Annotated in this window: 24 protein-coding genes, 1 pseudogene and 1 CRISPR repeat array; of the genes and pseudogenes, 12 read left to right on the forward strand and 13 right to left on the reverse strand. The window is 53.4% G+C overall.

Annotation, left to right across the window (positions count from 1 at the left end; all coding sequences use genetic code 11):
* Positions 1 to 29: 29 nt before the first annotated feature.
* Positions 30 to 482 carry a hypothetical protein gene (locus RHH81_RS06320; protein ID WP_302679121.1) on the reverse strand — a complete coding sequence of 151 codons (453 nt, stop codon included), beginning with the start codon at positions 480 to 482 and terminating at the stop codon, positions 30 to 32.
* A 134-nt stretch (positions 483 to 616) separates the two neighbouring features.
* Here RHH81_RS06320 and RHH81_RS06325 point away from each other — a divergent pair, with 134 nt between their 5' ends.
* Genes RHH81_RS06325 through RHH81_RS06350 form a run of 6 tightly spaced genes read left to right on the forward strand, consistent with a single transcriptional unit; the run spans position 617 to position 6157 of the window.
* Positions 617 to 1450, forward strand: coding sequence for a thiazole synthase (locus tag RHH81_RS06325; protein ID WP_206201531.1), 834 nt, complete (start codon positions 617 to 619; stop codon positions 1448 to 1450).
* Complete coding sequence (hpnI, locus tag RHH81_RS06330) at positions 1447 to 2601, forward strand: bacteriohopanetetrol glucosamine biosynthesis glycosyltransferase HpnI (RefSeq protein ID WP_206201532.1); 1155 nt, start codon at positions 1447 to 1449, stop codon at positions 2599 to 2601. The genes RHH81_RS06325 and hpnI overlap by 4 nt, the downstream gene beginning before the upstream one ends.
* Positions 2602 to 2653: 52 nt before the next feature.
* Positions 2654 to 2824 carry a photosystem II assembly protein Psb34 gene (psb34, locus tag RHH81_RS06335; protein WP_206201533.1) on the forward strand — a complete coding sequence of 57 codons (171 nt, stop codon included), beginning with the start codon at positions 2654 to 2656 and terminating at the stop codon, positions 2822 to 2824.
* A 40-nt stretch (positions 2825 to 2864) separates the two neighbouring features.
* Entirely contained in the window at positions 2865 to 3443 is a 579-nt protein-coding gene (gene tsaB, locus RHH81_RS06340) for a tRNA (adenosine(37)-N6)-threonylcarbamoyltransferase complex dimerization subunit type 1 TsaB (protein ID WP_206201534.1), read from the forward strand.
* Complete coding sequence (locus RHH81_RS06345) at positions 3433 to 4887, forward strand: CIA30 family protein (protein ID WP_310743533.1); 1455 nt, start codon at positions 3433 to 3435, stop codon at positions 4885 to 4887. The genes tsaB and RHH81_RS06345 overlap by 11 nt, the downstream gene beginning before the upstream one ends.
* 13 nt (positions 4888 to 4900) lie before the next feature.
* Positions 4901 to 6157: a DNA repair exonuclease gene (locus tag RHH81_RS06350; protein WP_206201536.1), complete on the forward strand. Its 1257-nt coding sequence runs from the start codon at positions 4901 to 4903 to the stop codon at positions 6155 to 6157.
* On the opposite strand, the gene RHH81_RS06355 is transcribed toward RHH81_RS06350, so the two are convergent.
* The 5 genes and pseudogenes from RHH81_RS06355 to RHH81_RS06375 form a co-directional block, all read right to left on the reverse strand.
* Positions 6154 to 6897: a DUF928 domain-containing protein gene (locus RHH81_RS06355; RefSeq protein WP_310743535.1), complete on the reverse strand. Its 744-nt coding sequence runs from the start codon at positions 6895 to 6897 to the stop codon at positions 6154 to 6156. The genes RHH81_RS06350 and RHH81_RS06355 overlap by 4 nt on opposite strands.
* Before the next feature lie 69 nt (positions 6898 to 6966).
* Entirely contained in the window at positions 6967 to 7878 is a 912-nt protein-coding gene (locus RHH81_RS06360) for a serine protease (RefSeq protein ID WP_310742777.1), read from the reverse strand.
* Positions 7879 to 7990: 112 nt separating this feature from the next.
* A pseudogene (locus RHH81_RS06365) lies at positions 7991 to 8421 on the reverse strand (GTP-binding protein).
* A gap of 4 nt (positions 8422 to 8425) precedes the next feature.
* Positions 8426 to 9349, reverse strand: coding sequence for a GTPase Era (gene era / locus RHH81_RS06370; RefSeq protein ID WP_310438362.1), 924 nt, complete (start codon positions 9347 to 9349; stop codon positions 8426 to 8428).
* Positions 9350 to 9358: 9 nt separating this feature from the next.
* The gene (locus tag RHH81_RS06375) at positions 9359 to 9853 is read right to left on the reverse strand and encodes a biopolymer transporter ExbD (protein WP_206201539.1); all 495 of its coding nucleotides are present in this window, start codon (positions 9851 to 9853) and stop codon (positions 9359 to 9361) included.
* Positions 9854 to 9929: 76 nt separating this feature from the next.
* Here RHH81_RS06375 and gmk point away from each other — a divergent pair, with 76 nt between their 5' ends.
* On the forward strand, positions 9930 to 10505 hold the full coding sequence (gene gmk, locus RHH81_RS06380; RefSeq protein ID WP_149817966.1) for a guanylate kinase: 576 nt from the start codon (positions 9930 to 9932) through the stop codon (positions 10503 to 10505).
* Here the strand turns inward: gmk and RHH81_RS06385 are convergent.
* Both RHH81_RS06385 and RHH81_RS06390 read right to left on the reverse strand, forming a co-directional pair.
* Entirely contained in the window at positions 10502 to 11224 is a 723-nt protein-coding gene (locus RHH81_RS06385) for an ABC transporter ATP-binding protein (protein WP_310742778.1), read from the reverse strand. The two genes, gmk and RHH81_RS06385, sit on opposite strands and share 4 nt — an antisense overlap.
* Complete coding sequence (locus tag RHH81_RS06390; RefSeq protein ID WP_206201541.1) at positions 11221 to 11481, reverse strand: hypothetical protein; 261 nt, start codon at positions 11479 to 11481, stop codon at positions 11221 to 11223. The genes RHH81_RS06385 and RHH81_RS06390 overlap by 4 nt, the downstream gene beginning before the upstream one ends.
* Positions 11482 to 11595: 114 nt before the next feature.
* A CRISPR array of direct repeats spans positions 11596 to 12853; the repeat unit is 36 nt; unit sequence GTGCTGGGATTCTTTCCCAGCCGAATTAATGGAAAC.
* A 167-nt stretch (positions 12854 to 13020) separates the two neighbouring features.
* On the opposite strand from RHH81_RS06390, the gene RHH81_RS06395 reads away from it, so the two are divergent.
* Together RHH81_RS06395 and RHH81_RS06400 are read left to right on the forward strand one after the other, a co-directional pair.
* Entirely contained in the window at positions 13021 to 14034 is a 1014-nt protein-coding gene (locus RHH81_RS06395) for a zinc-dependent alcohol dehydrogenase family protein (RefSeq protein WP_206201542.1), read from the forward strand.
* A 14-nt stretch (positions 14035 to 14048) separates the two neighbouring features.
* The gene (locus RHH81_RS06400) at positions 14049 to 14405 is read left to right on the forward strand and encodes a hypothetical protein (protein WP_206201543.1); all 357 of its coding nucleotides are present in this window, start codon (positions 14049 to 14051) and stop codon (positions 14403 to 14405) included.
* 1 nt (position 14406) lies between these two features.
* On the opposite strand, the gene RHH81_RS06405 is transcribed toward RHH81_RS06400, so the two are convergent.
* The gene (locus RHH81_RS06405; protein WP_225901678.1) at positions 14407 to 15558 is read right to left on the reverse strand and encodes a trypsin-like peptidase domain-containing protein; all 1152 of its coding nucleotides are present in this window, start codon (positions 15556 to 15558) and stop codon (positions 14407 to 14409) included.
* Positions 15559 to 15632: 74 nt separating this feature from the next.
* Here RHH81_RS06405 and RHH81_RS06410 point away from each other — a divergent pair, with 74 nt between their 5' ends.
* The 3 genes from RHH81_RS06410 to RHH81_RS06420 all read left to right on the forward strand — a co-directional run bounded on the left by RHH81_RS06410 (position 15633) and on the right by RHH81_RS06420 (position 16863).
* Entirely contained in the window at positions 15633 to 15827 is a 195-nt protein-coding gene (locus RHH81_RS06410; protein ID WP_149817974.1) for a hypothetical protein, read from the forward strand.
* A 3-nt stretch (positions 15828 to 15830) separates the two neighbouring features.
* Positions 15831 to 16325, forward strand: a complete 495-nt coding sequence (locus RHH81_RS06415; RefSeq protein ID WP_310742779.1) for a hypothetical protein — start codon at positions 15831 to 15833, stop codon at positions 16323 to 16325.
* Positions 16326 to 16587: 262 nt separating this feature from the next.
* Complete coding sequence (locus RHH81_RS06420; protein WP_304941097.1) at positions 16588 to 16863, forward strand: transposase; 276 nt, start codon at positions 16588 to 16590, stop codon at positions 16861 to 16863.
* Positions 16864 to 16977: 114 nt separating this feature from the next.
* On the opposite strand, the gene RHH81_RS06425 is transcribed toward RHH81_RS06420, so the two are convergent.
* The 4 genes from RHH81_RS06425 to RHH81_RS06440 all read right to left on the reverse strand — a co-directional run bounded on the left by RHH81_RS06425 (position 16978) and on the right by RHH81_RS06440 (position 23453).
* Positions 16978 to 18576: a radical SAM protein gene (locus RHH81_RS06425; protein ID WP_310742780.1), complete on the reverse strand. Its 1599-nt coding sequence runs from the start codon at positions 18574 to 18576 to the stop codon at positions 16978 to 16980.
* On the reverse strand, positions 18577 to 21240 hold the full coding sequence (topA, locus tag RHH81_RS06430; RefSeq protein WP_310742781.1) for a type I DNA topoisomerase: 2664 nt from the start codon (positions 21238 to 21240) through the stop codon (positions 18577 to 18579). It abuts the gene before it with no gap.
* A gap of 307 nt (positions 21241 to 21547) precedes the next feature.
* The gene (locus RHH81_RS06435; RefSeq protein ID WP_149821614.1) at positions 21548 to 22060 is read right to left on the reverse strand and encodes an inorganic diphosphatase; all 513 of its coding nucleotides are present in this window, start codon (positions 22058 to 22060) and stop codon (positions 21548 to 21550) included.
* A gap of 220 nt (positions 22061 to 22280) precedes the next feature.
* Positions 22281 to 23453 (reverse strand): hypothetical protein, encoded by a 1173-nt coding sequence (locus RHH81_RS06440; RefSeq protein WP_310742782.1) that lies wholly within the window; start codon positions 23451 to 23453, stop codon positions 22281 to 22283.
* Positions 23454 to 23674 lie beyond the last annotated feature (221 nt).

Raw genomic sequence — 23674 nt, forward strand, 5'->3', positions numbered from 1 at the left:
TTACCCAAAAGAGTATAACCTGCAATGGCCTAGGAGGAGCGATCGCCCTGCTCCACGAGGAAGTCTTGGGACTGCCACTGCTGCACAATACTAGTTAACTTGGTAACAAATGGGTCAGACGCTAAATCAGGGTGAAATTCACTAATTTTTGTATTGGTAGGTGTCTCTGAAAGGCCAGAGGGAGTAGGTTCCGGCACACTAATGGGCAATGACTGGCAGATAATGGCTTCAAACTCACTGTTGAAGTGATAAATCGGTTGCTCACGCCGTTGCCATAGCTCTAAAATTTGCTCTACGGAAATGGCTTTATAGCGCCCCAGATAGAGGGCTTCAATGAGGGCAAGACGAATCCAGCGGGGAGGAAAATGGCGCAACCAGCGATCTAGGATGACCTCAACTGAGGAGCCATCCAAATCAAACCCATATTGACGTAGCAGGCGATCGGCAGCCTGAATGGCGGCATTGTTGCCAATATGTGCCATGCACCAACTGTTGCACTCCCAAGGTTATGGTGCCTCTATGATGCCACAAGTTTTCCAAGGTCGCAGCAGCAGAGAGCGTAACCCTGATATGGTAGAAAGGCAAACTCTAGTGCTGTTCACTTCACAAGTGCATCATGGTGACTGCGCCTCCTCCTGAGCTGCTAATTGAAGATGCCCCGCTAACAATCGCCGGGCGGCAGTTTCGTTCACGCCTGATGACCGGTACGGGCAAGTATCGTTCCATTGCGGATCTCCAGGCCAGTGTTGCCGCGAGTGGCTGTGAAATTGTTACGGTAGCCGTACGTCGCGTTCAAACCAATGCCCCCGGTCACGAAGGCCTCGTGGATGCCCTTGACTGGCGTAAAATCTGGCTGCTGCCCAACACCGCTGGCTGTCAAACCGCTGAAGAGGCGATTCGCGTTGCCCGTTTAGGCCGCGAAATGGCCAAGCTCTTGGGTCAAGAGGACAACAACTTTGTCAAGCTAGAGGTGATTCCCGACCCGAAATACTTGCTGCCCGATCCCTTTGGCACGCTTGCTGCCGCAGAACAACTGGTCAAAGAAGGATTTGCGGTTCTTCCCTACATCAATGCAGATCCCCTGCTGGCCAAACGCCTTGAGGAAGTGGGCTGTGTTACTGTGATGCCGTTGGCCTCCCCCATTGGGTCGGGGCAAGGTCTGCGTAATGCCGCCAATATTCAAATCATTATTGATCAAGCCAGTGTTCCCGTTGTGGTTGATGCGGGCATTGGCACGCCCAGTGAGGCGGCCGCCGCGATGGAGTTAGGGGCAGATGCACTCTTGATTAATACCGCGATCGCCCAAGCGGGCAATGCGCCGGCAATGGCCAAAGCCATGGCGCTGGCAACCACGGCGGGTCGTCTTGCCTACTTAGCGGGTCGGATTCCCGTCAAAGCCTATGCCAGTGCCAGTTCCCCCTTGACGGGGACGATTGCGACAGCACCATGATGGTTGCCCTCATTCTCCTGAGCCTGCTGAGCCTCACGGGAAGCCTGTTCTACATTGTTGCCGCTGCCCTCACCTATCAATTTTTCACCCCCCAGCGGACGACTCGCCTAGAGTCCTTGCCGGCGGTCTCGATCTTGGTTCCTGTCTGCGGCTTAGAAGCAAGGGCTTGGCAAAACTGGTCTTCACTGTGCGAGCAAGATTACCCCGTCTACGAAGTCCTCTTTGGGGTTCAAGACCCCAGTGATCCAGCCATACCGGTGTTAAAGGCCATTTGCCAGACCTATCCCCACCGGGCTCGCTGGTATCTTTGTCAGCGGATTTGCGGGCTGAACCGTAAGGCCAGCAATGTCGCCCAATTGTTTACCCATGCGCGCTATGGGGTAATTGTTGAAACCGATAGTGATGTGCGCGTTAGACCCCATTACTTAGCCACTTTGGTGCAACCCTTGGCGGATCCCCAAGTGGGGGTTGTGACCTGTGGTTACATTGATCACCATCCGCGCCGCTTAGGAGCTGCGTTTCTGGCCATGGGGCGATGCCTTGACTTTATCCCCAGTGTGCTTGTTGCCCGCTTCCTTGATCGCGGGCTGCGCTTTGCCATTGGGCCAACCGTGCTGCTGCGGCGGGAAGTCCTAGAAAAAATTGGTGGTTTTGAGATTGCACTCAATCGCATTGGTGAGGACTACCAACTGGGGTATGCAGCGTGGCGTGCTGGGTATCGCGTGGAGTTATCGTCCTATATTCTTGACAATGACTGCGCTGATGAGTCCTTTTTGAAGGCGGTGCAACGGGAACTGCGCTGGTGTCGCAGCATTCGTGCCAATCGCGGCAATCAGTATTTTGGCATGGTGTTTATGTTTGGCACCGTCTATAGTGCCCTGCTGTGGGGACTATTTCCAACCCCATGGACTCTCAGCGTCTTTCTGGGGGTTCAGGGTCTTCGCTGGTTGCAGGCGATCATGAGCATGGTCTTGATGGGTACCCCTCGGCTACTGTTGTGGCTCTGGCTATTGCCCCTGCGGGATGTGATGAGCTTCCTGATTTGGCTGGGGGGCTGTTTTGGCAATCGCATCTACTGGCGCGGTCGCTGGTTGCGGGTCTATCGCCACGGTCAATTGCAAGAAATTGTTAAGGATTCTCAAGACTCGTAAAGTTCGCTTGTTAGAATAGCTGCACTGTAACGCTGAATTGAGGTTTGTTTCGATGCGCTATACCACCGATGAGGGCGGTCGCCTCAACAACTTTGCTATTGAGCCTAAGGTCTATCAAGCACAGCCTTGGACACCGCAGCAAAAAGTACGGGCAGCCCTGTTGGTTGCGGGCGGATTGCTCTTAGTGGCTGGCTTGGTGGCGATCGCCGTCGGAGTGAGCTAAGCTGCTTTGTCTTGGTTTTGATACCAGCGATGCCACCCTAGTGGCAGGCCTCTATGACTTGGGGGCAGATCAACTGCTGGAGATGAAAACATGGCCCTTGGGTCGAGAACTGGCCAGCCAACTTCACCCTTGCCTTGGGGAACTGATGGGTCGCTACACTTGGGGTGAACTAGGGGCGATCGCTATTGGCTGTGGCCCGGGCAGCTTTACGGGAACGCGCTTGGGGGTCGTGACTGCCCGCATCCTAGCCCAGCAACTGGAAGTTCCCCTTTTGGGTCTGTCTAGCCTTGGCACAATGGCGTGGCACTATCGTGATGAACTCATAGAACAGGATGGGGTGGTGTCGCGTCGTGCCCAACAGGGGCATCAATACCTTGGCATTTACCGTTATCAGGGGGGGAGTCTCAACTCTCTTTGGGGCGATCGCCTGCTGGCAGACCACGAAGCAGAAACGCTTTTGGCCACTTGGCCTCACCCCTACAAATGCCTGAGTCCCCCTAACCCCACCGACTATGGCCGCGCTTTGCTCACATGGGCAGCCCAACAGTGGCACGATACACTAAGGGCAGGGGAGAAACTTCCCCATTGGTCAAGCGTGGTGCCCCTCTATGGCAAATAACTGGGAACTTGGTCGCTTTCTCGATACACTGCGCTTTTTTCAAGCCCTTCCCTTTGTGGGAACCCTAGAACCTCTGCGCCCTGTGCTGTCACCCCTTTTACCGGATCTCTTTAAGCCGCCCGCCTATCGGGGCAGTGGTCTTGTTGTGGTGATGGGGGCAACGGGTCGAACCGGTCAAGCGGTGGTGAAAACCCTCTTGAGTCAAGGCTATGCGGTGCGGGCAGGGGTGCGCGATCGCGCCAAGGCGGAGAGTGTACTTCCCTCAGACCCTTTTTTAGACATTGTTGTTGCCGACGTGACTCAACCCTTGCCTGCCGATCTCTTGCAGGGCAGTCGGGCGGTGATCAACTGTGTTGGGGCAAAGGTACAGCCCAATCCCAACGCGCCACCCCCCGGCCTTGAAATTGTCGGTGCGAGTCCAGAGGCGGTTGAATTTGAGGGCATGCGGCATTTGTTGGAACGTGCCCAACCCTATTTTCAAAGTCAACCCAACACCTATCCCCTCTTTGACTATCGCTATCCCACGCCCCCCCTGAAGGAAGTTTGGGGTGCCCTCGATGATGTGGTCATGGGCGGCGTCAGTGCCAGCCAGTTTTACCTCAAGGATCACAGTGCCCTCTTCACGGGGCTGGTTTCTACGGAAAATTCTGGGGGGTTTGTCTCGATTCGCACCCGCAACCTCACCCCAGCCCTCAATCTCCAAGGCTACACGGGCATTCAACTCCGGGTTCGCGGCGATGGGCAGCGCTATAAATTTTTCCTACGCAGTGACCCCGCTTGGGATGGCGTCGGCTATGCCATGTCCTTTGATACGGTGGCCGATCAGTGGATCACGGTTGAATTGCCCTTTAGCCACTTTATTCCGGTGTTTCGGGCCCGCACCGCCACCAATGCGCCGCCTCTGAATGTGGGGCAAATTTACTCGCTGCAACTGATGCTCAGCAAATTTGAGTATGACGGTGCCCTCAACCCCCACTTCCGCCCCGGCACCCTCAGCCTTGAGATTGAGTCGATTCAAGCCTATGGAGGGTTGCCCTTGCCCCGCATGATTCAGGTGAGTTCTGCGGGGGTGACCCGTCCGCAACAACCCGATCTTGACCTGAAGGAGCAGCCCCTAGCGGTTCAATACAACGACCAATTGGGGGGCATCCTCACTTGGAAACTGGCGGCAGAAAATATGCTGCGCCAAAGTGGCCTCCCCTACACCATTGTCCGTCCCTGTGGTTTGACGGATCAGCCCGGTGGCAAAGAGCTGCGCCTTGATCAGGGCGATCGCCTGACGGGTTCTCTGAGTCGCGAAGATTTAGCGGCGTTTCTGGTCAGCTTACTGAATTTGCCCGTGGCCTGCTATCGCACCGTAGAAGTGGTGGCCACAGATCAAGCCGCCGAGGCCTATCCCAATTGGGCAGCACGCCTTGCCCAAATCCCTAGCGATCGCCCCTAGGAGACAGTGCGAAATGGTGCGTTTTCTCCATGTTGCCGATGTTCACCTTGGCTTCAACAAGTACCGCCAAGAGAATCCCAATCGCACGTTTGATTTTTTCACCGCCTTTGACAGTGCCCTGCAAACCTACGCCATCGAGGCACAGGTGGATTTTGTCCTGATTGCTGGCGATCTCTTTGAGGAGCGGCTGATTACCCCCGGCATTCTCAATCAAGCGGAATACGTCCTCGACAAGGTGCGATCGGCGGGGATTCCCGTGCTGGCGATCGAGGGTAACCACGATAACTGCCCCTACGGTGTCAAGTCCAATTGGCTCCGCTACCTCTGTGAAAAAGACTATCTCTATCTCCTAGAACCTGACGAAAGTGGCCAATTACAGCCGTGGGACGCCGAGGCAGCGCGGGGTGGCTATATGGATCTCCCCTGTGGCGTGCGCGTCATTGGTTCCCAGTGGTATGGTGCCAGTGCCCCCCGTGCCATCCAACAGCTGGCCAGTCAAATTCAGGCACTACCGCCCGCTGCTGGTGCGACGATTTTGCTCTTTCACCACGGCCTTGAGGGGCAAGTCTCCCGCTACCAAGGGGCATTGCGCTACAACGATCTTTTGCCGTTGCGCCGAGCCGGTGTTGATTACTTGGCCTTGGGGCATATTCATCGCCACTACGCCGTTGAGGATTGGATCTTTAATCCTGGCTCCGTTGAGGCCAATTCGATTCAGGAAAATCAGCAGCAAAATCCGCGGGGGGTTCTCTTGGTTACCCTCGATCAGGGGCCACCCCAAGCGGAACTGAAGCGCGACTATTGGCAGCGTCCCATCCATCGCTACACCCTCACCCTCACCCCCAGTGACACCGTGAGCCATGTGGAGAGCCAACTCCAGCAGTTGGTGCAGCGGCATCGCTCAGACATGGCAGAGGCGATTGTTGAAGTCACCCTAAAAGGCGAAGTGGGGTTTGAGCGCGGCGATTTGTCTGTGCGATCGCTCCAAGGGGAATTGCAGGAGGCAGCCAATGCGTTCATTTTTCGATTGGGGTTTGCCGCAACCCCTGTGGCCTATCAAACCTACCGTGATGCGACGGCTGAACCACCCCCCCGCGCCCAGATTGAAGAACAGGTATTTACGGATCTGCTGGCCAGTGTTGCTGAGTATCGCGATCGCGCCGAACCCTTGGCCAAGGTGCTGATGCACATCAAAGAAGATCTGCTGCAACCCAACGCCAATATTCCTGACCTTTACCAGTGGCTGGCAGACCTTTCCCTAGAGAGTTAGGGCTGGGGTGGTAAGGGGATGAGGGGTTGATTCGCCACATTGGCCAACTGGACAGCGGCAGACTGCAACAGGGCTTGCCATTTTTGCTGAAGTTGGGCATTCCCCGGCTGCGCTAGGCGTTGTTTGGCCAGTTGATTGAGGGTGTCGTACCAGTAGCCCGCCATGGCAAAGGCATCCGCCACATCTTTAGCTTGCACGATTCGCTGCTGTTGGCTTGGCGATAAGGGCATCGGTCGAAACCAACTGACGGTTTTGACGGCTGTGGTGCCATTGGTACAGGTGAGGGTGAGTTGCCACTGGTAATCCACACCATTTTTGAGGGCAACATTCTCCACAGGCCAGCCAATAATACCCGCTTCTGTGGGGGCAAGACGCTCTTGGCGATAGACTTCTGTGCCTTGGGGATCCCGCAGCGTCAGGGTTAGGGTTGCCCCCTTGTTGGCGGGAATGAAGCTATAGAGGGTAGGGGTGGGGGTGCTGCTAAGGCCATTGTTATCCTTGGGCACGAGGGCAACCACAGTTTGTTTTGGCTCAGTTAGACAGCTTTCGATGCCACCAGTACTTTCCCGCAGTAGCATGGGACGGGCAATCCGCGTTGCAGCTCCCTCACGGTTACCGGGGCGGCCAATATTAGCGGGTGGACGATAACTTGCCCAAGAGGCATGGGCGATCGCCCCAATCATGACCACTGCCAAACTCAGGGGAACGGCAAGGGGGCGGATCCCAAATTGAATAGCCATATCACTCAATCCTCGCAATTGAACAGGCAATGAACCGGGACTCAGTTCAACAGGTCATTGGAATTCTTTCTAAAAACCAAAAAAGATGTTGCGAATGACGCTGACACCCGTATTGACGGTATTCAAAATTGAATTGATGTTCTCAATGCGATCGCGACTATCGGGTTGACTCGGTGCGGTCACAACCACAGGCGCAGTGCCACTGGCGATCGCCTGATTATCTACTTGCAGAGAGAGAAATACACCCGCCGCTGGCGCACCCGTCAGAAAGGTGTTAATCGGAATCGCGTAATTAAACCCCGGCTTAATCAAGCTGGCAATGCTCGCTGCCGCCTCTGGACTCAAGCCTTGGCGCTCAAGGGAGCGGGGGTCTTCTGTATCACCGAGACCATGAACCCCGACCACACGCCCTGCACTATCCAAAACAGGGCCACCACTCATGCCGCGACGGGTAACATTGGTGTAGATCATTTTATAGCCATCGATGGGTTCAATCAAAAAGCCGGAGATACGGCCATCGGTAAACTGCCGCACTAACTGACCACTGCCCCCCGGCTGCGGCCACCCCGAGATAAAGACCTGCGACCCTTCCTTGGCAAAGTCAGAGTTTGTCAGCGTAGCCACCTGATAGTCTTTTTTCTCGCTTGTGAATTCCACAATAGCTAAATCTGTATTCGGCAAAAATTTAATCTTATTGAAATCAACGGCGTAGGCCTGCTGATCAATGGGAATCACGCGGTAATTATCCTGACGATTGACAACGTGCTTTGCCGTAAGCACATAGTAGGTCGAACCGGAGCGGGAAATAATGGCACCAGAACCGTGGGCATCTTTCCCCACAATCAAGACTGTGATGTTGCGGGCAATCTCGTTAATTTGCTCACCACTCAGGGGTTGGACTTGACCCACTGCGGGTAAAGCCATTGCCACTAACCCCGTTGCTCCGAGCGTCGCACCCCTCACCCATGCGTAGCTCATCATACTTCCTACCTGACGACACCGATAGGACGATTCTAAGGGGCAAATTGTTGCCTTGCCAGTGATGGTGATCAGTGATTTTTTGTGCGTTGGGTCAACTTCCGTACCATTCTGTTTAGGCTGCTAAATGGGATGCGAGAAAGGCAATCACCTGATCTAGCCCAAGGCCAGTTTTCAAGTTCGTCATCACATAGGGGCGATCGCCCCGCATTTTCAGGGTGTCCCGTTTCATTACCTCTAAATCAGCCCCTACATAGCGGGCAAGATCAATTTTATTAATCACCAATAAATCCGACTTGGTAATCCCCGGCCCGCCTTTACGGGGAATTTTATCGCCAGCAGCCACATCAATCGCGTAAATCGTTAAATCCACCAGCTCTGGGCTAAAGGTCGTAGCCAAGCGGTGTGGGGACATCCCCCCGTTTCAACACTGAGAATTCGCTCGGGGGGAAGGGCTTGGGAACGCACCAAAAACTGGGCATCCACAAGGGTGGTTTTACCTGACCCCACAGGCCCTGCCACACCCACTCGCAATGCTGTCTCCATCGGCTTAATCCTTCTCAATGCGATAGCCCAGCTCCGCCAAGCGCAACCGATCCTGTCGCCAGCGGGGGCGTACCTTGACAAACAGTTCTAAGTAAATCTTGCCACCAATGAGAGTTTGAATTTCTTGGCGGGCAGCGGTGCCCATTTGTTTGAGCAACTGACCCCCTTGGCCGATAATAATCGCCTTTTGGGTTGGACGCTCCACATAAATCACGGCGTGGACACGAGTCAGGTTGCGATCTTGCTGCACCTGTTCAATCGTCACGGCCACCGAATGGGGGACTTCCTCGCGGGTGTGATGCAAAATTTGCTCACGGATCAATTCCGCCATGATGAAGCGCTCCGGCTGATCGGTGACCATCTCTGGCGGATAGTAATAGGGGCCAAGGGGCAACTGCGCTTCAATCGCCGATTGCAATACACCAACTCCCTCTCCCGTGAGCGCCGAGCAGGGATAGGCTGGCCAAGGGCCAAGGGTTTGATAGTCCTGTTGCCGCTGTGGACGCTCCCCTGCCGGCAAGAGGTCAATTTTATTGATGGCCAAAAGCACAGGGGATCTTACTTTAGCCAGTAATTCTGCTACGTAGCGATCGCCCCCACCGGGGGCACTTGCCGCATCCACCACAAAGACAATGGCATCCACCCGATTGAGAACGCCCTTGGCATTATGCACCAGCACTTCCCCAAGGCGATGGTGAGGCTTATGGATGCCGGGGGTATCCACAAAGATCAATTGCGCCGTTGCCGTTGTCAGGATGCCCCGTAAGCGGTTGCGGGTGGTTTGCGCTACGGGAGAGGTAATGGCCACCTTTTGCCCCAGCAGATGGTTAAAGAGGGTGGACTTGCCTACATTGGGGCGACCCACTAAGGCGACAAAGCCAGAGCGAAAGCCGTCCGGGGCAACAGGAATACTGGAAATGGGTTCCACCGTAACTGCCTATGGATTCGAAGGCGTGGGTTGATCGTTGGCTGGTGGCGAGGGGAGAGGGTTAGGGCGGGTCTGTGTACTCAGCACCGGTTGTTCGACGGGTTGCGTGGCCAAGGCCACACGATTGCCCCCGAGCGATCGCAGGAGATCCAAGACTTGGATGACTTCGTTGTAGCTCACCACCTGTGATGCCCGTAAAATCACCATTCCTTGGGGATTCGTTTTCAAGTAGGTGGCCAAGCGTTCATAGAGTTCACTGCGGTTGACGGGGTCTTTATCCACAAAAAGTTGCCCCGCCGGATCAATGCTCACCACCAGCATCTTTTGCGACTGCGCTTGACTGGTGCTGGCTTGGGGCAAATTCAAGGTAATCGCCTGCTGCCGCGTCAGACTCACCGCCGCCAAAATAAAGAACGTGAGGATACAAAAGACCACATCAATCAGCGGCAGCATTTCAATGCGAGCATTTTCACTCTCACTGGGCAAATGAATCTTCACGGCCATTCCTCAACCACGCTGCCTTAATGATAAAACTCTGAGCAAACAGAGTAGGATCAAAAAGTTTCCCACCCGTGCAGTTATGACCAGTGCAACCCCCCAGCCCGGACAACTCATTGTGATTACTGGCCCTAGTGGGGTCGGCAAAGGGACGCTTCTACGGCAACTGCGACAGCGACATCCCGAACTGGCACTTTCGGTTTCGGCAACGACCCGTCCGCCACGCCCCACGGAGGTTGAAGGGGTGGATTACTATTTTGTCTCTGTAGAAGAATTTAAGGGAATGATTGCTGCTGGGCAACTCTTGGAATGGGCAGAGTTTGCCGGCCACTACTACGGCACCCCACGCGATCCGTTGCTGCAACTCATTGCCCAAGGAAAAACCGTCATCCTTGAAATTGAACTGCAAGGGGCACGCCAAGTTCGCCAGTCCTATCCTCAAGCGCGTCACATTTTTATTCTGCCGCCATCTTTAGCGGAACTTGAACACCGTCTGCGTAGCCGTGGCCAAGATAGTGAGGAGGCCATTGCCCGCCGTTTAGCTCAAGCGGAAACCGAAATTGCTGCGGCCCCAGAATTTGATGTTCAAATTGTCAATGATGATTTGGAAAAAAGCCTGATTGCTCTTGAAACAGCAATTTTTAGCCCTGTGCCCTAAGGCTCTGCCTGCACAATTCCGAGGTAGAGTTCCCCCACTTTAGGGTCATTGAGTAGTTCGCTGCCCAATCCCTCATAGCGATCTTTGCCCATTTCTAAGACATACCCGCGATCGCTCATGGCAAGGGCTTTGCGGGCATTTTGCTCCACCAGAATAATAGCGGTGCCTTGGGCATTAATTTCCTTGATTTTGGCAAAGACATCATTGACAAGAGCTGGGGAGAGAGCCGCGGAGGGTTCATCCAAGACCATAATTTGCGGGTCTAGCATCATGGCGCGTCCCATGGCCAGCATTTGCCGTTCTCCCCCGGAAAGTGTGCCTGCCCGTTGCTGTCGGCGCTCAGCCAAGCGGGGAAAGGTGTCATAGACCCGCTCTTTGAGGGCCTTGAGGTTGCCGCTTTTCGTAAAGGCACCCATCTCCAGATTTTCTTCAACCGTCAGGGTACGAAAGACATTGGCAATTTGCGGCACGTAGCCAATTCCCTTTTTGACAATTTGGTTGGGACGCAAGTAGGTAATATCTTCGCCAGCGAGGGTAATTGTGCCGAGGCGGGGCGTCAGTAACCCAGCGATCGTTTTTGCCAAGGTTGATTTTCCCGCTCCATTGGGGCCAATGACCGCCACTAGCTCGCCGGCTTCGAGACGAAAATTAACGCCCCGTAGAATATCCACATCGGGAATATAGCCAGCATAGACATCAGCAACGTGGAGCAAGCTCATGGTGCAAAGGACATCGCCAGAGGTTCAACATCCTCAGTATAGAGGTTTCGCGCTGTGTCCCTAATTTTGCTCCTGAAGGCAAAAGATTGCTGTTGTGAATTGAGATCCTTGAGGACTTGATCAAGCACCTCTGGACAAAAATATCCTCTCAGCTCGGCAATTTTCTCAAACCCAGTCTCCACAACGCTTTGAGCAATTTCTAACAGATTTGGAGGTGCTTGAATTTTCCCGAAATTCAGTTCCAGAGTGACTTTCACGTCCTGTGACCCTACGGATCTAAAAATTTTACAAAAACAAAAAAATGATCTCGTCTAGGTGCTTGAAAATGACCTGTGCTATAGTAGTCGTAGAGCACCTTCTAGGAGGGTGCCGTGCTGGGATTCTTTCCCAGCCGAATTAATGGAAACGAATTGAATTTAGCGATCGTATATTCTTGCTTGTTGAAGGTGCTGGGATTCTTTCCCAGCCGAATTAATGGAAACTTCGTTTGCAATTTTAGAAATAAGGGTGTTGGGATCCATGTGCTGGGATTCTTTCCCAGCCGAATTAATGGAAACTAGGCATAAACCCCATTGTGCCGCATCCTTTAGCCGTGCTGGGATTCTTTCCCAGCCGAATTAATGGAAACTTGATTAAAAATGCCGATTGAATTGCTTTTTTGAGTTGTGCTGGGATTCTTTCCCAGCCGAATTAATGGAAACTAATGGGCAGACGTAGAATAATAGTATGTTTTTTATGTGCTGGGATTCTTTCCCAGCCGAATTAATGGAAACATACACGCGGAAAAATAGATTCAATAGGCTGGGGAAGTGCTGGGATTCTTTCCCAGCCGAATTAATGGAAACAGACGAATATCTACTAATGTTAGGTTTGTTTCATGTGCTGGGATTCTTTCCCAGCCGAATTAATGGAAACTTTCCACGTGGTACACGCGGAAAAACAGGTTTAATAAGTGCTGGGATTCTTTCCCAGCCGAATTAATGGAAACTTATCAGAATCAGAGCTAGCGTGCCGCCCATAAAGTGCTGGGATTCTTTCCCAGCCGAATTAATGGAAACTGGTTATTAACCTGATCTGCAAGTTCTAGAGCTATGTGCTGGGATTCTTTCCCAGCCGAATTAATGGAAACTCTACTAATGCCAAGTTTAATTCATCGGCAATTTGCCGGTGCTGGGATTCTTTCCCAGCCGAATTAATGGAAACGTGCGGCCGTCTGTAGCTGCAATGAAGTTGTTGTGTGCTGGGATTCTTTCCCAGCCGAATTAATGGAAACCCCCTATAGTAGATCTCCATCTCTAATGGAAGATTGTGCTGGGATTCTTTCCCAGCCGAATTAATGGAAACACTTTGTCTCGATAGCAGATTTCCAGCGTAGGATGAGGTGCTGGGATTCTTTCCCAGCCGAATTAATGGAAACCTCCCGTTGGGGCTTCGTTAACACAGTCCATTTCTCGTGCTGGGATTCTTTCCCAGCCGAATTAATGGAAACCTGGCGACGTTCTAAAGCAAGTTCTTCTCGTCGGTGCTGGGATTCTTTCCCAGCCGAATTAATGGAAACACCGCTTGCTTCGCGCGCAAACGAGTGGCCAGTTTGTGCTGGGATTCTTTCCCAGCCGAATTAATGGAAACACTTCCTCCTAAAAGGGGGCTTCAGGGGGGGAGATCAGTGCCTGAACCTGAGGTGGCAAGCAAGGTCGCGGAACCAGTAACAAGCATCCCTGACCTTTAGGGCGGGCAGTGTGTCAAAATTGGTGTTAAGTCGTGCACCCAGCGGAGTCAACGGAAACGCAGCAACAATGAAAGCCGTTGCCATCACAGAATTTGGTGACCCCGATGTTTTAGCGCTGCGGGAGATGCCTGAGCCGCAGATTCAAGCTGCCAATGAGGTGAAAATTCAACTGCGGGCGGCCAGTGTGAACCCCATTGATACAAAGCTGCGACAGCGGGGAACATTTTTTCCCGATCGCCGGCCCGCCATTCTCGGCTGTGATGGCGCAGGGGTGGTCGTGGCTGTGGGTGCAGCGGTGCAGCGGTTTCGCGTAGGGGATGAAGTTTATTTTTGCTATGGGGGCTTGGGCGATCGCGGCGGCTGCTATGCCGAATACACCGTTGTTCCTGAAGTTGCCGTTGCCCACAAGCCCAAAACCCTTTCCTTTACTCAGGCCGCTGCCTTGCCCCTAGCAGTGATTACGGCTTGGGAAGCCTTGGGCGATCGCGGGGCAGTCCCGCCTTTGAATGTCCTCTCCACCGCAAAAACCGTTCTCATCCATGCCGGGGCGGGCGGGGTGGGGCATCTCGCCATTCAACTGGCGCGGCGATCGGGGGCAACAGTTGCCACAACGATTAGTTCCGCAGCCAAAGCCCGTTTTGCTGAACGTCTCGGAGCCACCCTTGCCATTAACTACACCACCAGTGATTGGGTACAGGCAGTCTTGGACTGGACAGAGGGCAAAGGAGTTGATTTTGCCCTTGATACCGTTGGTGGTACCACCTTTAGCGACACCTTCAAAGCGGTGCGTCCCTATGGCACCCTCACCACCCTCTTGGAACCCGCCGCCGATACGCCGTGGAAAATTGCCCGCCAACGCAACCTCTTGATCCAACTCACACTGATGCTGACGCCGCAACTCATGGGGTTGAGTGATGCCCTTGCCCATCAGGGAAAAATCCTTGAGCAGGTGGCCACCCTCGTGGATCGCGGCGAACTAGAGGTTGTTGTCGATAAAACCTTTCCCCTCGGTGCAGCGGCGGATGCCCATCGCTATCTCAGCCAACGCTTGGTGCAGGGTAAGGTGGTACTCGTCCCATAATTGGGGATTTTCTGATGGTTGCTCAGATTCTTGCCGCCCTTCTCATCGGGCTGGAACAGGCTCAAGGGGTGCCGACATGGCTCAGCCAAACGCCCCGCAGTGATGTTTATCGGGTTTGCCGCATTTTTAACGGACGCCTTAGCTATTGTGGCCGTTGGTTCACAGGGGAAACGGTGCTGTTGCAGAACAACTTCTATCGCACCTGCCGCATCTTTAATGGACGCCTCAGTTATTGTGGCTGTTGGTTCACAGGGGAAACGGTGCTGTTGCAGAACAACTTCTATCGCACCTGCCGCATCTTTAATGGGCGCCTCAGTGACTGCGGTCGGTGGTTCACGGGGGAAGCAGTACTGTCGGAGCCTCGACGCTAACTTATTCTGGCTGCGAAGAGGGATACAATTCTGGTGGCATTGGCTCCGGTTGCAGGCTCACGGTTTGCCGGCGATCGCCCCGTTGAATCTCTAAGGTAATGGTCTGCCCTAGCTTTGTTTGCTCAACCACGCTTTGCACCTGTTGCGGGGTGGGTTGATTGAGATCGTTAATTTTGGCAATCCAATCTCCCACTTGCAGACCCGCTTTAGCCGCCGGCGAATTGGGGGCAATACCAACGATTAGCGTCCCTTGGGTTTGATTCAGTGTCCAGTTGGGCTGATCTTGACGGATTTGGGCAGCCACTTCTGGCGTCAATTGCACCATGCGAATCCCCAGATAGAGGTGCTGGGCGCGCCCCGTAGTAATAATCTGTTCAGCAATGCGATAGGCCGTATTGATGGGAATGGCAAAACCCAGGCCCTGCGCTTGGGAAATCACGGCGGTATTGACGCCCACCACTTGACCAGCAGCATTCAGAAGAGGGCCCCCGGAATTGCCCGGATTAATCGCCGCATCCGTTTGAATGAAGTTCACCCGCTTATCGGCAGCGCCAATTTCATTACTGGCACGCCCCGTTGCACTAATAATGCCGGCGGTTACGGTGTTACTTAGCCCCAAGGGGTTACCGATGGCGATCGCCCACTCGCCCGGGACAAGGGTATCCGAATTCCCCAGCTGTACGGTGGGTAAATTTTCGGCATCAATTTGAATAACAGCCACATCCGTCAGGGAATCAGCACCCACCACCTTGCCGTCATATTGGCGACCATCGGGGAGCGTGACTCGCACGGCAGTAGCCCCCTCCACCACATGGGCATTGGTCATAATCTTGCCATCGGGGGTAAATATAAACCCAGAGCCTTGACCTTGGCGCAGCGGCACATCTGGTATTGGAAAAGGATTGAGAAAACTATCCTCTTGACTGCGGGGCAGTCGTAGGGTATCAATGCTCACCACCGCTGGCCCTGCCTCAGCAACCACCTTGGCAATGAAATTCTCCCCCGCATTGGGTCGCTCCGTGGGGGCAAGGGGAGGCAGAGACGCCTCCGTATTAGGGGTGGGGGAGTTGCGATCGGGCAAACGCAATGGACAGCCCGTCAGTGCCACAAGGGCGATCGCCATCCCAACGAGACTCAAGCGCGTGCGAACCATACTCAACTCAACTCGGCAGCAGATCCACTCTAGCCTTATCCTGAAAATAGTGAGTTTGTCGAACCTCTGCTGGCATGCTGACTGTGATTAGCTACCTCGAACAGCCCATGACCTTTGATAGTTTCTTTGGACCTGTGACCCTGCAGCCCGGTCGCAATGAAAATGTCGATGAGCGGCGCTGGCGCAACTGCAAAACCCACAATGCTGACCTGCAAGCGCTGCTCAAAAAGGGGCTTATTGTGGTCGAAGACGTGGGGGTCAGCTCATAGGCCATGACGGATGCAGTCACTGCCCTCTTTCAGCAAGGGCAACAGGCCTTCGAGCGGGGAAACTACCAACAATCGATTGCTCTTTTGGGACAGGCGGCGGCGCTGGCGGAGGGAAATGCGGTGCGATCGGGGGAAATTAGCCTCTGGTTAGTCACGGCCTATAGTGCTGCTGGCGATCAAGGGGCTGCCGTCAGCCTCTGCCGTCAACTCCAACGACACCCAGATCATCACACGCGGCAGGAAAGTCGTCGCTTGCTGGCGATTTTGGAGGCTCCCCAACTCAAACGCCGTCCGGAATGGTACAGCGAAATTCCCGACCTATCCCATGTGGGCGATCGCGCCTACACGTCCCCCTACAGCCGTTCCCCGAAAAAGCCATCGGCTGCCACCCCAAAACCCCAAGAACCACCGCCCCCTGCTACGCCTTTACCGAATGCCTTCATCTGGCTTGCCCTCACGGGCTTGGGCGTGGTCACACTCTTGGCAGCTTGGCTATAGTAAACTTCCCACCGACTAAAGTCGGGGGCTTTCAGTATCGGAATCTAGGAACACATGGGTAGAGAGCCACGGCAAGGAAACGCTGGTGTCTATCGATGAGAGGGGGTTTGACTCTCGAGTGGAGTGTGAGTATGGGTGGTCAGCGCAAGGCCAACGAATTGATGGAGAGCGAGCGGGGAAGCGTCAGAAAAGAGAGAGTTGAGTCGCAGGACGGTATAGACACCAGAAAGACTTCATCGCCCCAATCCTGTTTTCAGGATATTTGAATGCGGTAGGGTTTGTGAGCTGGCTGAGTCAGTACTGTTTGCCGGCATTAAAGAGACCTTCGTTGTTGATGATGGATAATGCACCAATTCATCCAAAAGGGGCGATTCAGGCAGTGGTGAAAGCGGCGGGTCACGAGGTGTTATTTTTACCGAAATACTCTCCTGATTTGAATGTGATTAAGCACGACTTCAGTGCGTTGAAGCGATCGCGGATGTATGCAGGGTCAAACAGTTCGATTGATGAGGTGATTGGCAATTGTTGTGCTGGATAATGTCTTATTCTTTATTGGAATAACTATATTTGCCCACTTGTGCATCAGTGGAACCAACAACGTGTCTTTTCATCCGCCTAAAGTCACTAAAGAGGGGTATCAGCGCAGACCGGCCTAGGCGATCGCGCGCTGCAGATGATTTTGCAAGGTTTGAGTGGGCAGGCCACTCTGGAGATGCTGCCACGGTAAGATCGTCTCCTCTGGCCAATGGGCAGTGACGTAGGCTTCAAAGTCGGGCAACTGGCCTTGCAGTTCCTTAAATGCCCGCCGATAACTGCCCAAGGAAGTGCCGTAGTGGCGTACCTGCTCAAGCAGGGGAGCAAGCCGGCGATCGCCCCGCGAAATTAAAGCTTGAATCAGCGAGTCATTATAGGATTCAGGACGAAACTCAATCCCCAATTTGGCCAATTCTTTTTTCAGGAACTTCAGGCGTTTTTCGGCCACGGGTTGCACGCCCCACCACTGAAAAGGAGTATGGGCCTTGGGCACAAAGGTACTACAGCCAAGGGTGAGTCGCAGGCGCGGCGCTGTTTTTTTCAATTGGCGAAAGAGATCCACCGTAGCTGCAACATCGGCATCGGTTTCTGTGGGCAGTCCCACCATGCCATAAAACTTTAGCCCCTTGAGGCCGCCGGCTTGGGCATGGCTGGCAGCGGCAAGAATCTCCTCAGTCTCAAGCTTTTTGTTGATCACTTGGCGCAGCCGCTCAGACCCCGTTTCGATGGCGATCGTCAGGGATTGACTGCCCCGTTGACTCAAGAGTTGGGCAAGGGATTCAGTGACCGTATTTGTGCGCACAGACGCTAAACTCACCCGCACATGGTCAAATTGTGGTTGGCCTAGATGCTCAATCAAGGCGGGAAATTCGGGATGCTGGGTAATTGAGGCACCCAAAAGCCCTAGGCGATCGGTGACCGCTAGCCCCCGCTCAATGGCAGGAATCAGTGTTTCGAGACTGGGCGTGCGAAAGGGCAAGGTCAAATAACTGGCCAAACAAAAGCGACATAGCTCTGGACAACTACGCACCACCTCCACCATGTAAATCTTTTCCCAAGCGGCGAGGGGGGTGACCACCGTTGAGGCAGCAAGGGTATTGCCGCGATGGACTTGTTTGGTCACTGTGGCGGGTACCGTGGGCTTTCGGGGTTCAATTCCTTGAATCGGGCCTGTGGCACTGGCATAACTGACGGCATAAAGACTGGGGACATAGAGGCCGGGCACTTGGGCAAGGGCTTCCAACTGTTGCGATCGCGGGGCAGCGCGCACCTGTGCCATGGTCGTCAAAAACGGCTCAAGGAGGGGTTCGGCATCCCCCAGTAAAATCACATCGAAAAAGTCGGCAAAGGGTTCGGGATTGGCCGTCAGCACTGGACCACCGCCAAAGACCAAAGGATGGCGATCGTGGCGATCGCGCTGCCAAATGGGAATGCCCAACTGCTCCAAGAGGGCCAATAGATTGCCGTAGTCCAACTCCCACGAGAAGGAAAAGCCCACCAACTGCGGATCCCGAGGCAGTGGCTCCTGCACATCGGTAAAGAGGCGACTCACGGCCACATCAGGACGGCTGGCCAGTTGTGCCCACACTAGTTGATACCCTAAGCTGGTAATGCCAACGCTGTAGGTATTGGGAAAGCCGTAGATGACCCGCAGTGCCTCTGGCCGCGGGCGGGATCGCTCAAAAAGGAGGGTTTCAGCAGTAAAGGGGGAATTCACCTAGGTTTCCGTTGACTTACGGCGGCTGGTTTTTGCGGTCTTGGTGGCCGTCTTTGTACTGGTCTTTTTGGTGGTTGATTTTGGTTTCGGGGCAGTGGCTGTTGCGCTGCGGCGGGTTTTCTTCGGTGCTTTCTCCGCCAAGAGGGGCAGGGCTTGCTCAAGGGTCATGGTCTCTGGACTCACCCCCTCCGGTAGTGAGGCATTCACCTTACCGTGGTTGACATAAAGACCATAGGGACCATCAAAGACTTGCACTGGCTCGCCATCCTCTGGGTGAGTCCCCAACACCGCGAGCACCTGCTTCTTGGCACGGCCACGACTGGATTTTGGGGTTGCCAGTAGCTCTAGGGCACGCTCTAGGGTAATCGTATAGACATCATCCTCCCCCTTGAGGGAACGATAGTCCTTCTCACCGTCAGGGTCATGGACAATGTAGGGGCCAAAGCGACCTTGATTGGCCTGAATCAGCTTGCCCGTTTCGGGATGAACTCCCAATGTGCGGGGCAGCGACAACAGCGTAATCGCCAAGTCTAGGGTAACTTCGTCGGGACTGACCCCCTTGGGTAGAGAAGCTCGTTTGGGTTTTGGATTGGCCGCTGTGGCTTCCCCCAACTGTACATAGGGGCCAAAGCGTCCCGTGAGTAAGAAGATCGGTTCCCCGGTCTCAGGATGCACGCCCAGCTTGTCGGGACCCTCTAGTTTTTGGCGAATTAATTGCTCCACTTGTTCGCGGGTGAGGCTACCGGGAGTGGCATCTTGGGGCAAGGAGGCTTTAATGGGTTCGCTGCCATTGCCATTTTGATAGACGACAAAAGGACCAAAGCGACCCACCACCACTTCGGCATTCAGTTCTGGCAGGGCGATCGCCCGGGCTTCTGTGGACTCAATTGTGCGCTCCCGCTCTTTGACCTGCTGCTCAAGGCCATTTTCACCCAAGTAGAAGGATTCAAGGTAGGGCTGCCACTGCACCTCCCCCGTGGAAATATCATCAAGGGTTTGCTCCATCCGCGCCGTGAAGTTAATGTCCACTAAGTCGGGGAAGTATTTCTCCAGCAGTGCCGTAACCGCAAAGGCAGTAAAGGTGGGTTCAAGGGCATTGCCCCGCCGAATGGCATACTCGCGGTCTTGGATCGTGCTGATGATCGTGGCGTAGGTGCTGGGACGCCCAATGCCGGCTTGCTCGAGGGCTTTGACCAGGCTGGCTTCGGTGTAGCGTGGCGGCGGCTGGGTTTCGTGACCGACACTTTCAAGGGCTTGGCAGCGGAGAATATCCCCCACCTGCATCAGGGGCAGCATCACCTCTTGGCTTTCAAGGGCGGCATCGGGATCATCCGACCCTTCCACATAGGCACGGAAAAAGCCGGGAAAATCAATGCGTTTACCGTGGGCACGGAAGAGGGCATCCCCTGCCGTAATCGAGACCGTTAGCAGGGTGACGCGGGCATCGGCCATTTGTGAGGCCACTGTGCGCTTCCAGATCAGGTCGTAGAGTTCCAGTTCCCGATCCTTAAGGCCAGTTTCTTGGGGGGTACGAAACTGACTACCCGCAGGGCGAATCGCTTCGTGGGCTTCTTGGGCGCCCTTGGTTTTGGTGGTGTACTGCCGCGGCTGGGGCGACAAAAAGGCTTTGCCATACATGGCTTCCACACAACTGCGAGCGGCAGCGATCGCCTGTTCCGACAGATGCACCGAGTCCGTGCGCATATAGGTGATATAGCCCTCTTCATAGAGCTTTTGGGCAATGCGCATCGTCTCTTGGGCGGAGAGGTGCAGTTTGCGGTTGGCTTCCTGTTGCAGCGTCGAGGTGGTAAAGGGGGGAGCCGGTTTGCGGGTTTGTTGGCGCTCCTCCTGTTCAGTGACCGTCCATGTTTCCGTCAGCAGGCGATCGCGCAGGGCATTGGCCGCCGCCTCATCCAAAAGCAAGACCGCCTCAGGGTTGCGCACCTGTCCTGTAGCAGGATCAAAATCATTGCCCGTGGCCAAGCGTTGACCGCCGACACTCACCAAACGGGCTGGAAAGAGGGTTCCCCGTTGATCCAGCGTGGCCTTGAGATCCCAAAATTGCCCCTTGCGGAAGGCCAGCCGTTCCCGCTCCCGTTGCACCAATAGACGCACTGCCACCGACTGCACCCGCCCCGCCGACAGATGGGGAGCAATTTTCCGCCACAGCAGGGGCGACAGGGTATAGCCCACTAGGCGATCGAGGATACGCCGCGTTTCTTGGGCACGCACGAGTTGTTGATTGACATCGCGGCAATTGCGCAGGGCTTCTTGGATGGCCTCTTCCGTAATTTCATGGAAGACCATGCGCCGCACGGGCACCTTTGGCTCCAACAGTTGCAGCAAGTGCCAACTAATACTTTCGCCTTCGCGGTCTTCATCGGTCGCAAGCAGGAGTTCATCAGCAGTTTTCAGGGCCGTTTTCAGGTCTTTGACAACTTTTTGCTTGTCTTTGGGGACAATGTAGAGGGGTTCAAAGCCAGCAGCGACATTCACCCCTAGGGTTGCCCACTCCTCCCCCTTGAGTTCAGGGGGCACATCAGCAGCGCTGCGGGGCAGATCACGGACATGACCCATCGAGGCTTCAACGCGATAGTCCGGGGGCAGAAATTTGCGAATGGTACGGGCTTTTGTCGGGGATTCAACGATGACAAGGGTGGACATAGCAGATGCTGCGGGATGGGTTTTTCGGCACTCTCAAGTTTAGCGATCGATCATAGAATTGTGTTCTCCCACCGTATCATGGGGAGCAAGGAGAAGCACTTCTTATATTGATAACCCTAGCCTAACCAATAGGCGATGCGGAGAATCTGTTTAGTCAGCATAACGGTTTTTTTGCCCGTGAAGTCTCTTGCCGCGTCGTCTTTCTTGCCGATGGCCAAATTATTGAGGAAGGATCGCCCCAAGAACTGTTTCGTCGTCCGCAACAGGAGCGAACCCGCCTCTTTTTAGAGCCTGTGCTGGTAAGATACTAGCCCTTGTAGGCCTTGATGCATTTTTCAACAAGGGGCTGCACCGCATCCACATCCTGCCAGCCAAGAATTTCAGTCACTTTCTTTTGCAGATTCTTGTAGGTACGGAAGAACTCAGCGATTTCTTCGAGGCGGTGGGGCGCAATGTCCTTGAGGGACGTCACCTCAGCATAGCGAGGATCATCAACAGGCACACAGAGAATTTTCTCGTCGCGATCGCCACTGTCAATCATCTCCAGCATGCCAATGGGACGGGCAGGAATCACACATCCCGGAAACGTCGGCTCATCCATAATCACTAGACCATCGAGGGGATCGCCATCATCCGCCAGTGTATTGGGAATGAACCCATAATCATAGGGATAGGTCACCGCCGAATAGAGCACGCGATCGAGGGCAAAGACGTTCATTTCCTTGTCAAACTCATATTTATTCCGACTGCCCCCCGCAATTTCCACCAGCACATTGACAACACCCGGCTTGGGTTGGGCAGGAATACGGCTCAGATCAATACCCATAGAATCATGTCCACGCAACAAGTCTCCATTTAATCGAGATCGGGACATTGAAGCAAGCACCCAATCAAGAACAGCCCTAAAGCGCTTGTAGCTATAGATTGACATACTCCCCCGCCTAAAATCGAGGGATTCTTGATACTTCAACGGCGCGATCGCTCCTCCATGTCCCGATGCCCCATCCCGACGATAGCCTTTGTTTGGTCAGAGTGTTGGACTAGATATGATGTTCTTCGGTTAGCAGTGGCCATAGTCCCCAAAGGGCAAAGAAAAGGAACATGAGGCCATAACGATGAGATAGGAAACTGAAGTCTAGATGCTGATTCAGTATACTGATCAGAAAAACGCCACACCCCATAGGAAGGGCTTGGATCACTGCAGCGTAGATCATGAAGGAACGGAGTAAATTTGTTCTGGGAACCTTGATCAACTGCAGTGAGAGTAAAACAGCGATCAATAATGTCAGAGCAATAACTCCAGTGCTGGCAAATGGCATGGAAACATTCAGTTCATTTAACTTGTTCCCAGCAAAAAACGGTGGAAATGAATCAGGTAGAATAAGGTAAAATGGCATCACTATAAAGATGAGCGTTAGTATAGAGAGAGATAAGTAAGTCAACGCTACTCGCCTGGCAGCAATCCGCCAAAAAAGAACCAGTAATGGGGGCAGTAGTGTTAGAAAATTGCTTCTTGAAGCCAAGGCAATGCCTGTAAAAATACTCGTACTAACCTTTGCGATGACTGAATTAGATGACAAAGCTTTTATTTGCAGAAAGATTGCTATTAAAATATAAATACTATTAGCAATCAAATCACCACCCGAAATATATTCATGCTGAAATGCAGGTGATAAAACTGCTAGAAATATAAACATTACAATGGCTGAAACATGACTTTCTAGATATATTGTTGTTAAACAAAGAAATACTGCTATCCAAAATAGATTTTGATAGGCGCTGTTGCCCATTAGGATAAATGGTGCAGCAATGAGTATAGCACCGGGTAGCGGCGTGATCTGTCCACCGAGATGAGTGGTTGCAAAATAGGGGTATCGTCCCTGTATAAGTTCCCAAAAAGCAATATTCAATGCTTCGTCGCGATCGCTCCCACGTCCTAGAAGACCTGCTGTTTCTAGTGGATACAGAATCCAAAAAGAGGTGATACCAAAAACAATAGTGATCGCAAGGACACCAAAATAAAATCTGGAAACAAAAGCGAAAATCTTAGTCTTAAATTTTAGCAGAAATAAGAATACCAGTGTAACAATTAAAATATAGCTAGAAACGCCGATTAAACCGAAATATTTTTGAATCAGTGCCGTTGATGGCAATGAAAAAAGCAACAAAAAAGCAACTAACAAATAAACCTTATAGCAATTACCTTTCACCATATTGAGATTAAACCTAAGTATTTTTACAGGAATATTAAAACCGCATTTGCACTACGGCTAGCCAGTTAATGGCGAGAGCCATCTCTTTTTACAATCATAGGGTGGAGTTAGCAATACCGAGCATTTGAGCTAAAGACCTGTCAATCACTAGCCATGCAACAGCTCCTAGCAAAAGGACTAGATTGATCCCTTGGGTCGCTTTCCGCTAAGGTTTTGGGGAG

It is taken from the genome of Thermosynechococcus sp. PKX95, assembly GCF_031583295.1.
GTDB lineage: Bacteria > Cyanobacteriota > Cyanobacteriia > Thermosynechococcales > Thermosynechococcaceae > Thermosynechococcus.

Excerpts from the sequence above, each read along its gene's own strand:
- RHH81_RS06395 (WP_206201542.1), top strand. The coding sequence starts at position 13,021 with ATGAAAGCCGTTGCCATCACAGAATTTGGTGACCCCGATGTTTTAGCG.
- RHH81_RS06400 (WP_206201543.1), top strand. The coding sequence starts at position 14,049 with ATGGTTGCTCAGATTCTTGCCGCCCTTCTCATCGGGCTGGAACAGGCT.
- RHH81_RS06385 (WP_310742778.1), bottom strand. The coding sequence starts at position 11,224 with ATGAGCTTGCTCCACGTTGCTGATGTCTATGCTGGCTATATTCCCGAT.
- RHH81_RS06415 (WP_310742779.1), top strand. The coding sequence starts at position 15,831 with ATGACGGATGCAGTCACTGCCCTCTTTCAGCAAGGGCAACAGGCCTTC.
- RHH81_RS06325 (WP_206201531.1), top strand. The coding sequence starts at position 617 with ATGGTGACTGCGCCTCCTCCTGAGCTGCTAATTGAAGATGCCCCGCTA.
- RHH81_RS06360 (WP_310742777.1), bottom strand. The coding sequence starts at position 7,878 with ATGATGAGCTACGCATGGGTGAGGGGTGCGACGCTCGGAGCAACGGGG.
- RHH81_RS06350 (WP_206201536.1), top strand. The coding sequence starts at position 4,901 with ATGGTGCGTTTTCTCCATGTTGCCGATGTTCACCTTGGCTTCAACAAG.
- RHH81_RS06320 (WP_302679121.1), bottom strand. The coding sequence starts at position 482 with ATGGCACATATTGGCAACAATGCCGCCATTCAGGCTGCCGATCGCCTG.
- RHH81_RS06345 (WP_310743533.1), top strand. The coding sequence starts at position 3,433 with ATGGCAAATAACTGGGAACTTGGTCGCTTTCTCGATACACTGCGCTTT.
- RHH81_RS06405 (WP_225901678.1), bottom strand. The coding sequence starts at position 15,558 with ATGGTTCGCACGCGCTTGAGTCTCGTTGGGATGGCGATCGCCCTTGTG.
- psb34 (WP_206201533.1), top strand. The coding sequence starts at position 2,654 with ATGCGCTATACCACCGATGAGGGCGGTCGCCTCAACAACTTTGCTATT.
- topA (WP_310742781.1), bottom strand. The coding sequence starts at position 21,240 with ATGTCCACCCTTGTCATCGTTGAATCCCCGACAAAAGCCCGTACCATT.
- RHH81_RS06410 (WP_149817974.1), top strand. The coding sequence starts at position 15,633 with ATGCTGACTGTGATTAGCTACCTCGAACAGCCCATGACCTTTGATAGT.
- RHH81_RS06375 (WP_206201539.1), bottom strand. The coding sequence starts at position 9,853 with ATGGCCGTGAAGATTCATTTGCCCAGTGAGAGTGAAAATGCTCGCATT.
- RHH81_RS06355 (WP_310743535.1), bottom strand. The coding sequence starts at position 6,897 with ATGGCTATTCAATTTGGGATCCGCCCCCTTGCCGTTCCCCTGAGTTTG.
- gmk (WP_149817966.1), top strand. The coding sequence starts at position 9,930 with ATGACCAGTGCAACCCCCCAGCCCGGACAACTCATTGTGATTACTGGC.
- hpnI (WP_206201532.1), top strand. The coding sequence starts at position 1,447 with ATGATGGTTGCCCTCATTCTCCTGAGCCTGCTGAGCCTCACGGGAAGC.
- RHH81_RS06440 (WP_310742782.1), bottom strand. The coding sequence starts at position 23,453 with ATGGTGAAAGGTAATTGCTATAAGGTTTATTTGTTAGTTGCTTTTTTG.